We start from the raw sequence: 6,978 nt of genomic DNA, 5'->3' as shown, positions 1-6,978 counted from the left end.
GACGCTGAAGGAAACCGGCTGGTCGGGCGATGGCGGTAACGACCAACTCTTGGGCGGCGCCGGCAACGATGTGCTGGTGGCCGGCAGCGGGAACAATGTCATCGATGGCGGGACGGGGAGCGATCTCGCGGTGTTCTTCGGCAGTATCGATGACTGGCAGATCGCCGTAGACGAAGCGCAGCAGATCGTGGTGTCGAACCGCCACACCGGCGCACAGAACGTGATCCGCGACATCGAATTGCTGCAGCTTGGCGATACAGTCTACGGTCAGGTGCGAGCAGATCATCCGCAAATCATCACTGGTGTCCAGTATGCGATGACAGATTTCCTGCTGTCTGCAACACCAGAGCAAGTGTCATTGATCGGTGTTGCCGATTGGGTGGTTATTTAATCCACGCTATTTGTTGATTATGCGGCCCCACTGAGTTGGGGCCGCTGAGTAGCCAGCTGAGGGCTGAGCGTCTGTTGAAAATTAAAGCTCCACTTTACGCGCACTGATGCTGTAAAGCGGGGTGGCGGTATTCAGCGGGTCGATCCGGGCGCCACCGATATGGATTTCCGGTAGTGCGAAGAAAGGCAGGCGCATGTCCTGTTCCGGCAATTGGATGTCGGTGCCGACATTGAATGCCACCCAGTTCATTTCCCAGACACCGAACAGCACGCGTCTCAGTGAGGCCAGTCGGCCATCCTGTTCGGGGAGTGCTTCGATGGCCACGGCGCGGCGAACGTCGCTGGGGTCGACGGGAATCCAGCCGAAACCGGGCAGGTAAAACTCTGCGCGTACATGTTGGCTACGGGTGGCGTCGTCGCTGCGCAGACCCAGGCTGCGGAACAGTCTGGATGGGCCGGTGCGCAGGCCGAAGACACAGCGGGCCGGGATGCCGATACTGCGACAGACGGCAACGAAAAGGCCGTTGATATCGGCCGAGCGTCCGCCGTATTGCGCCGAGATCAACTGTTGATTGACGTTCCCGGTGCCGCAACCCGGCAATGACGGGTCGTAGATTGCGTTGTCACAAAGCCAGTCGTAGATCGCCTTGACCTGGGCTACCGGGTCGCGGATTCGTCCGACGATGCGCTCTCCCAGTTGCTTGGCCAGACCGTCGTTGGGGATCTGGCTGGTTGTCTGCAAGTTGCGTCGCAGGATGTCATCGCGCTCCGGCGCGACGCTGCGCCGGCTGACATCGAAATGGCGATCCGCCGTGCTGACGTGTGTGACCAGACGCAGACTGGCTTTTTCGGCATTGCGCCATTCTGCGTGAAATGCTTCGAGTAGTCCGTCGGGTTGCCGCAAGATACCGGCGGCGCTGGTGTTGCCTTGCCAGGAGTGACCGAGCAGGCGTTGGTACAGATTGTCCTGGCTACTCGGAATCGGTAGCCAGATTCGGGCACTTTGGCCTGGCGAGTCCAGCGTGATGGTGGTAATGATTTCGTAGGTGCGCCAGTCGGTCGGGAGTTCCTGGGCACGAACCGGAGGAAGTCGGGATGCCGAGGTGCCTTCCGGTGGGTTGTCGATCAGTGGCGTAGCGGCACTGTGGACTTGAGGTCTGTGGCCTGCCGCTGTCGCGTTGCGGGCCGATGTGGCTGGTTTCTTTGCCGGTTTGCCAGCGGGTTTTTTCCGCACCGCCACCGGTTTTTTCTTCGCGGGTGTTCGGGGGGCGGCCAGCGCTTCGCCGGCAAACAGGGAAAACAGGGCAGTCGATGCCAGAAAATCTCTGCGTTTCAAGGCTGTCCTCGGGCAAGGTTCGGATATGAAATGGGGGATGAAAGCAAAGCGAAAGCAGAACAAAAACATCGTGGAAACGAAAAGGCCGTGTCACTGACACGGCCCCCCGTTAGCGCTGAAAACTATAGCACGTCGGCTGCGTGGTCGGCCAGACGTGAGCGTTCGCCTCTTTGTAACGTGATGTGACCGGAGTGCATCCAGCCCTTGAAGCGGTCGACGACGTAAGTCAGGCCGGAACTGCCTTCGGTCAGATAAGGCGTGTCGATCTGGGCGATATTGCCCAGGCAGATGACCTTGGTGCCGGGGCCGGCACGGGTGATCAGCGTTTTCATCTGCTTCGGCGTCAGATTCTGCGCTTCATCGATGATCAAATATTTCTTCAGGAAAGTCCGGCCACGCATGAAGTTCAGTGACTTGACCTTGATTTTCGAACGGATGATGTCGTGCGTCGCGGCCTTGCCCCAGTCGCCACCGTAGGGACTGCTGTCATCTGTGTGGGTCAGGACTTCGAGGTTGTCTTCGAGGGCGCCCATCCACGGTGCCATCTTCTCCTCTTCGCTGCCCGGCAGAAAACCGATGTCTTCGCCTACCGGCACCGTGACGCGGGTCATGATGATTTCGGCGAACTGCTTGCTTTCCAGCGTCTGGGTCAGTCCGGCGGCCAGCGTCAGCAGGGTCTTGCCGGTGCCGGCTTGGCCGAGCAATGTGACGAAGTCAATGTCCGGATTCATCAGCAGGTTGAGGGCGAAGTTCTGCTCGCGATTGCGCGCCGTAATCCCCCAGACTGCATTTTTCGGATGCGTGTAGTCGATCAGCGTTTCCAGCACCGCGGTCTTGCCCGCGGTTTCCTTGACGATGGCAGCAAAACCATCCGATTCCAGCCAGACGAATTCGTTGATCAGGAACTGCGGGCAAAGCGCGCCGGTGACCTTGTAGTAGGTTTTGCTGTCCTTCTTCCACGATTCCATGCCCTTGCTGTGCTTGTCCCAGAAATTTTCGGGCAGGGCGCGGGTGCCGGAATAGAGGATGTCGGTATCCTCGAGTACCTTGTCGTTGAAGTAATCCTCGGCGAGCAGGTTGAGCGCCCGCGACTTGATGCGCATGTTGATGTCTTTCGACACCAGGATGACCGGGCGCTTGGGGAATTTCTTCTGCAGGTGGATGACGACCGACAAAATCTGGTTGTCCACCTTGGAGGTGGGCAGGCCCTGCGGCAGTTCGGCGCTGATCGCCTCGGTCTGCAGGAACAGGCGACCGCTGGCCAGTTTGCTCGATGGTCCCTTGAGGTCGATGCCCTCGTCGATATCGACACCGTCGTGGGCCAGCATTTCGTCCAATGTGCGCGATGCCTGGCGGGCATTGCGGGCAATTTCCGACATGCCCTTCTTGTGGTTGTCGAGTTCTTCCAGCGTCATGATCGGCAGGAAGATGTCGTGTTCCTCGAAGCGGAACAGGCAGCTTGGGTCGTGCATCAACACATTGGTGTCGAGCACGAAAATCTTGGTCATTGCAGGCTTCTTGGCAGCGGCTGGGCGTGGCATGGCTGGGGCCTCAAGGAAAGTGTCAGAGTGATTTGACGAAATCGAGTACTTCCTGAACATGGCCGGGCACTTTGAGGCCGCGCCATTCGCGCCGCAGCATCCCGGTCCGGTCGATGACGAAGGTGCTGCGTTCAATGCCGCGGCACTGCTTGCCGTACATCATCTTCTGCTTGATGACGCCGAACAGGTTGCAGACGGCTTCATCGGCATCCGAGCCGAGTTCGAAGGGGAAGGCTTGCTTGGCTTTGAAGTTTTCATGGGATTTCAGGCTGTCGCGGGAAATACCCAGAATGACCGCGTCGACCGCAGAAAACTCGTTATACAGGTCGCGGAAGTTCTGGCCTTCGGTGGTGCAGCCCGGCGTGCTGTCTTTCGGGTAGAAATAGATGACGACAATCTTGCCGGCTTGTGCGGCCAGGTTGAATGACAGTCCGCTGGTCGCGGGAAGGGTGAAGTCGGGGACTTTGGTATCGAGCATGTTGCCTTCCTGTGTTGGGGTTTGAGCCATTTTGTTCGGATGCCGCTGGCCGGGTCAAGCCTTTGTTTCACTCGTTTGTTAAACTCCACGGCATGAAAAAACTGTCGGTATGCTTGTTGCTGTGTAGCCTGCTCGCTGGCTGTGGCGAATCCTGGAATGCTCCGTATTCCGTGGCGGATGCGGGGCGCAATATTCTCTATTCGGCTTTTACTGACCGGCCCAAGCATCTCGATCCGGCACAGTCGTATACCGAGGATGAAATTACCTTCACGGCGCAGATTTACGAGCCGCCACTGCAATACCACTATCTCAAGCGCCCTTACGAGTTGATGCCGACGACAGTGGAGGCTGTGCCGCAGCCACGTTACTTTGCTGCCGATGGCCGCGAGTTGCCAGCCGACGCACCGGCCGAAGCGATTGCCGAAAGTGTTTATGAACTGAAATTGCGCCCGGGTATTCGCTACCAGCCGCATCCGGCATTTGCGCTGGATTCTTCCGGTCGACCGCAATATTTGGGCAAAAATGTCGCCCAGGATCGTTATCTGATCAGCGATTTTCCAGAAACCGGAACGCGCGAACTGACGGCAGACGATTACATCTACCAGATCAAGCGTCTGGCGCATCCACGCTTGCACTCGCCGATTTTCGGCATGATGGCCGAGAAGATCGTCGGCCTGAAGGCGCTGGGCGAAACCTTGAGTGCAGCCGCCAAGGATTTGCCGCGTGATGGTTGGCTCGATCTCGATGCTTATCCCCTGAGCGGTGTCGAGCGGGTCGATGCGCAAACCTGGCGCATCCGCATTCGGGGTAAATATCCACAGTTCGTCTATTGGCTGGCGATGCCGTTCTTTGCCCCGGTGCCGCGTGAGGTGGACCGGTTTTTCACCCAGCCCGGCATGCAGGAAAAGAATCTGACGCTCGATTGGTGGCCGGTGGGCACCGGTCCCTACATGTTGACCGAGAACGATCCGAACCGGCGCATGGTGCTGTCACGCAACCCGAACTATCACGGCCAGACCTATCCTTGCGAAGGCGAACCCGGCGATGCCGAAGCCGGTTGGCTGGCCGATTGCGGCAAGCCGCTACCCTTCATCGAGCAGGCGGTGTTTACCCGGGAAAAGGAAGCCATTCCCTACTGGAACAAATTCCTGCAGGGCTATTTCGACGCCTCCGGAATTTCTTCCGACAGCTTCGATCAGGCCGTTCGGGTCAATGTCGGAGGCGATGTGGCCTTGTCCGACGACATGCGCAGCAAAGGCATTCAATTGCTGACCTCGGTGCGCGCTTCGACCTTTTACATGGGCTTCAACATGCTCGATCCGGTGGTCGGAGGCCTGTCGCCACGGTCGACCCGCTTGCGCCAGGCAATTTCGATCGCCATCGATCAGGAGGAATTCATTTCCATCTTCCAGAACGGTCGTGGCATTGCCGCTCAGGGGCCTTTGCCGCCGGGGATTTTTGGCTATGAGGACGGCGAAGCCGGGATCAATCATGTTGTCTATGACTGGGTCGATGGCAAGGCGAAGCGCAAGTCCGTGGCGGTGGCCCGGCAATTGATGGTCGAAGCGGGCTACCCGAATGGGCGGGACGAAAAAACCGGCGAGCCGCTGGTGGTTTACCTGGATACCACCGGTGGCGGGATGGGAGAAAAGTCGCGGCTGGACTGGTTGACCCGGCAATTTGCCAAGATCGATGTGCAACTGGTGGTGCGTACCACCGATTTCAACCGTTTCCAGGACAAGCTGCGCAAGGGCAATGTCCAGTTGTATTACCTGGGCTGGAACGCCGATTATCCCGATCCGGAGAATTTCATGTTCTTGCTGCACGGGCCGGAAGGGCGCTTGAAGGGCGGCGAGAATTCCTCGAACTACCTCAACCCGGAGTTTGATCGCCTGTTCGGCCAGATGAAGCACATGGACAATACGCCGCAGCGATTGGAGATTGTGCGTCGGATGAACCGGCTGTTGCACGAAGATGCGCCCTGGGTTTTCGGCCTGCATCCCAAGAGCTATACCTTGACGCATCGCTGGCTGAAAAATCGCAAGCCGAACGATGTCGGTAACAACACGCTCAAATATCAGCGTATCGATGCCGTTGACCGCGCACAGGCCAGGCGTGAATGGAATTCACCGGTTGTCTGGCCCTTGCTGGCTGGATTGCTGCTCGTATTGGCGGGTGTGGTGCCGGCGCTGATTGGTTACCGGCGGCGCGAACGGGCAGCCGTCAAATGAGGCTTCCCGCTCGATACGGCAGAGACGCCTGGGCGATCAGGCGTTTCTGACGGCGCGCAGCAGATAATTGACGCTGGTATCCCGTCCCAGGCTGTAATCCTTGGTGAACGGGTTGTAGCTCATGCCGATCAGTTCTGCCGGTTCCAGATTGCCCATTTTGGCCCAGCGCGACAATTCCGAAGGTTTGATGAACTTGGCGTAGTCGTGCGTGCCTTTGGGCAGCATCTGCAGGACGTACTCGGCACCGATGACGGCGAAGAGATAGGATTTTGGGTTGCGGTTCAGCGTCGAGAAAAATACCTGACCACCGGGTTTGACCAGTCGGGCGCACGCCGTGATGACGCTTGATGGATTGGGAACATGTTCCAGCATCTCGAGGCAGGTCACGGCATCGAACGCACCCGGCATCTCGTCGGCCAACGCTTCCACGGATACTTTGCGGTAATCGACTTTGTGCCCGCTTTCCAGCAGGTGCAGGCGGGCCACGCCCAGCGGCTTATCCGAGAGATCGATGCCGGTGACGTCGGCACCCAGCGCAGCCATGCCTTCGGAAAGCAGGCCGCCACCGCAGCCGACGTCGAGTACGCGCTTGCCTTTGAGCGGCACGCAACTGTTGATCCAGCCCAGACGCAGGGGGTTGATGTCGTGCAGGGGTTTGAACTCGCTGTTCGGGTCCCACCAGCGGTGGGCGAGTTCACCAAATTTGTCCAGTTCGGCGGGGTCGGCGTTGAGCATGCTGGTTTTTTCGTAAAGTAGAAAAAGAAAAAGCCCTGCCGAGGCAGGGCTTTCAATTGTAGCAGCGGCTGATTACTTGGTGCCGATGACTTCGATATCAACGCGACGATCCGGCTGCAGGCAGCTGATCAGGGCCTTGGTCTTGGCGTTGCCCTTGCAGGTGTCGCCGGTGACCGGCTGGGTCTTGCCCTTGCCTTCGGTGTAAACGCGGTTAGCTTCGATGCCCTTGGCGACCAGATATTCCTTGACGGCAGCAGCGCGCTTTTC

Annotated in this window: 6 protein-coding genes and 1 pseudogene; 2 read left to right on the top strand and 5 right to left on the bottom strand. The window is 58.5% G+C overall.

Annotated elements, in window-relative coordinates; translation table 11 throughout:
• Window positions 1-391 (top strand): annotated as a pseudogene (locus tag RCI20_RS13570) (hypothetical protein); the annotation flags it as partial.
• 81 nt (window positions 392-472) lie between these two features.
• Here the strand turns inward: RCI20_RS13570 and RCI20_RS13565 are convergent.
• The 3 genes from RCI20_RS13565 to RCI20_RS13555 form a co-directional block, all read right to left on the bottom strand.
• Window positions 473-1,726 (bottom strand): transglutaminase-like domain-containing protein, encoded by a 1,254-nt coding sequence (locus RCI20_RS13565; protein WP_306606403.1) that lies wholly within the window; start codon window positions 1,724-1,726, stop codon window positions 473-475.
• 122 nt (window positions 1,727-1,848) lie between these two features.
• The gene (locus RCI20_RS13560) at window positions 1,849-3,267 is read right to left on the bottom strand and encodes a PhoH family protein (protein ID WP_306606401.1); all 1,419 of its coding nucleotides are present in this window, start codon (window positions 3,265-3,267) and stop codon (window positions 1,849-1,851) included.
• Between the two features lie 22 nt (window positions 3,268-3,289).
• Window positions 3,290-3,745 carry a peroxiredoxin gene (locus tag RCI20_RS13555; protein ID WP_306606400.1) on the bottom strand — a complete coding sequence of 152 codons (456 nt, stop codon included), beginning with the start codon at window positions 3,743-3,745 and terminating at the stop codon, window positions 3,290-3,292.
• Window positions 3,746-3,837: 92 nt separating this feature from the next.
• On the opposite strand from RCI20_RS13555, the gene RCI20_RS13550 reads away from it, so the two are divergent.
• Complete coding sequence (locus RCI20_RS13550; RefSeq protein WP_306606398.1) at window positions 3,838-5,976, top strand: ABC transporter substrate-binding protein; 2,139 nt, start codon at window positions 3,838-3,840, stop codon at window positions 5,974-5,976.
• 36 nt (window positions 5,977-6,012) lie between these two features.
• Here RCI20_RS13550 and ubiG read toward each other — a convergent pair whose 3' ends face one another.
• Entirely contained in the window at window positions 6,013-6,711 is a 699-nt protein-coding gene (ubiG, locus tag RCI20_RS13545; RefSeq protein WP_306606396.1) for a bifunctional 2-polyprenyl-6-hydroxyphenol methylase/3-demethylubiquinol 3-O-methyltransferase UbiG, read from the bottom strand.
• A gap of 72 nt (window positions 6,712-6,783) precedes the next feature.
• On the bottom strand, window positions 6,784-6,978 hold a 195-nt coding region (locus RCI20_RS13540; protein WP_306606394.1), incomplete at its 5' end, for an OmpA family protein.

The organism is Azonexus sp. (genome assembly GCF_030824335.1).
In the GTDB taxonomy this organism is placed as follows: domain Bacteria; phylum Pseudomonadota; class Gammaproteobacteria; order Burkholderiales; family Rhodocyclaceae; genus Azonexus.
Note: the sequence above shows the minus strand (reverse complement) of the source record. Positions and strands in the feature narration are given on the sequence as shown.